Consider the following 2,529-nt stretch of genomic DNA (forward strand, 5'->3'; position numbering starts at 1 on the left):
ATATCATTTAATCCAGCCACTGCTATCAATTTTTTATTCGCTGAAATAACACTTTTTTGAGTATCTATTGCAATAACGTCGCCGTTAATAACATTGTTATTTTCATCTGTTTTGTTAATACGTTCTAAAGCTCTCCAGCTACCAACATCATCCCAACCAAAATTTCCAGGTATTGTATATATATTGACTGCTTTTTCCATTACTCCATAGTCAATCGAAACAGAATCAAATTTATCAAAACATTGATGTAATACACTGTCAAAATTTTGTGTGTTAATCACATTTTTTATTTTTATCAACCCTTCATAGATCTCTGTCATAAATTGCTTTATATTTGTCATTATGCTAGATACTTTCCAAACAAACATTCCGCTGTTCCATAAATACTGCCCTGAATCAAGATAACTCTTCGCTTTATCTATATCTGGTTTCTCAACAAATTCCTTGACGATATACCCTTCCTGTTCAGACTCATTTTTCTCAAAATGTATGTATCCATAACCTGTTTCAGGATATGTCGGTGTAATACCTATCGTAACTAGATTGCTGTTTTCTGACGCAATATTGATTGCTTTTTTTAATGTTTCAATATACATTTCATTATTTTTAATTAAATGATCAGACGGTAAAACTAACATTATTGCGTCGTCATATCGGCTATTTATCACAGTCGTAGCAAATCCAATACACGGCGCAGTATTTTTACCAATAGGCTCAACTAAAATATTTTCTTCAGATATTTCTGGCAACTGTGTTTTCACAAGATCAACATATTTTTTATTAGTAACAATGAAAATATCTTCAATTTCAATCATAGGCAACAGTCTTTTCACTGTATGTTGTATCATTGTTAACCCGTCATCAGTAAGAGATAAAAACTGCTTTGGCAAATTAACCCTACTCTTTGGCCAAAACCTTTCACCCTTTCCTCCCGCCATAATAACTGCTGTTTTTTTCACACTAACACCTTCTTTATTTTTAATTATAAATAACCCTTATTACAAACTATAATATAACCATTAGCGTAATAAACGTCAAAATTTTCCTCAAACTGAGTAAATATATCATTTTCTCTATTTTCTTTGTAAATACATATCATATTGTCATCTAGATGACTATTTAATAATCCTTTTTCTACCTCAATTGTATTTTTATTTATAGTTTCTTCTGGATATCTCGCTAAATAAAATTTATTTAATGTATTGCCGTTTTTAATCAAATCTTTCCCTATTTTTAAACAGTTATCAATTAAAACGTCATCAATCGTCATGTCATCCATAAGCATTATATGGTTTTTATTTTTCTTTATTTTATCCCAAATTGGATCTGTAAGCAAAGATTCATATTTAAAGTCTGAAACGTAATATTTGTGATAATCTATAAGCATCCCACTATGATCTAATATATTTATTAACACTAATAAAGTAATACAAATAATAAAGTTAATTTTGCTTTTCATGATTTCTTTATATTTCTTGATAACATATAAAAAAATCATATAATAAACAGGCCATATAAATCTTCCTAAACATCTGTAAATTGATAATATTTTTATTATAAACATAGGATACCAAATTTTAGTTACTGCACTCGTCTCTCCTAATCTAACTGTTAATCCCAATGATAATATAAATAACACTATACAAACCAATAATATAAAAAATCTCATTGGATGTAAAGAAATATAAGATTTTTTATCATGATGTTTAATATAAGAATATATATTATAAAATACAATATATATTAAACTAATAATTAAACCCAATCCTAAATAACAACGGCCTTCATATGCTCCAAAATGAGCTTGTAAAGGTTTTAAAAATAATGATACTCGTCCGCTGTGATCAACTGATATAGGGTTAATAAAATTATTTAAATTCACAGTAAATATGTCACAATCTAATCCTAATGTATCTCCCCCCATATTATAAAAAGCTCCCAAAACATATATCACTAAAATTGCAAGTATACATGGTACAATAAAAATCATTAAAGCATGTCGCAATTTTTTTGTTTGGTAATAGTAAAACATACAAAAAATAACAACATTAATCCCAGCATAGGAACAAAATACATATGAATACAAGGTGCTAAAAACATCAATATTGACCACAGTAAAACTAATTTTTTATATGACATAAATCTATCTTTATAAATCCATATACACCATGCAGCTAAAATAATCCATTGTGAAGCTAATGCTGTATGTGCAAACATACGATAAATTAAAACAGAATTGTATATAAATAGCGGTACACTTATTAAACTGATAAATATATTATTTATAAATTTATGAACTAATAACGCAGAAAAACCACCATGTAATATAAAACACAACAAACCATATATTCCCATATATTGAAAATTAATCGGCAAAACAGAAGAAAAACATTTAAAAATAATTGCAAAAATTGGAATAGCGTCAGTATATACAACCGATATTTTGCTCGGGTATATAAGGCCATCATGTAGCCCTATTGGAAAATTCCAACGAGCATTTCTAAAAGCTTCCCAACCTAACTGATGTTG

The 2,529-nt window shown here is 28.1% G+C and carries 3 protein-coding genes; all 3 read right to left on the reverse strand.

Annotated elements, in window-relative coordinates:
• Positions 1–959, reverse strand: a 959-nt coding sequence (locus QZZ11_RS00005; RefSeq protein ID WP_292472307.1) for a mannose-1-phosphate guanylyltransferase, incomplete at its 3' end; no start/stop codon positions are given.
• A 23-nt stretch (positions 960–982) separates the two neighbouring features.
• Positions 983–1,924 carry a hypothetical protein gene (locus QZZ11_RS00010; protein ID WP_292472310.1) on the reverse strand — a complete coding sequence of 314 codons (942 nt, stop codon included), beginning with the start codon at positions 1,922–1,924 and terminating at the stop codon, positions 983–985.
• Between the two features lie 65 nt (positions 1,925–1,989).
• Positions 1,990–2,529, reverse strand: a 540-nt coding sequence (locus tag QZZ11_RS00015) for a DUF6311 domain-containing protein (RefSeq protein ID WP_292472313.1), incomplete at its 5' end; no start/stop codon positions are given.

Source organism: Methanosphaera sp. (genome assembly GCF_016282985.1).
In the GTDB taxonomy this organism is placed as follows: Archaea; Methanobacteriota; Methanobacteria; order Methanobacteriales; family Methanobacteriaceae; genus Methanosphaera.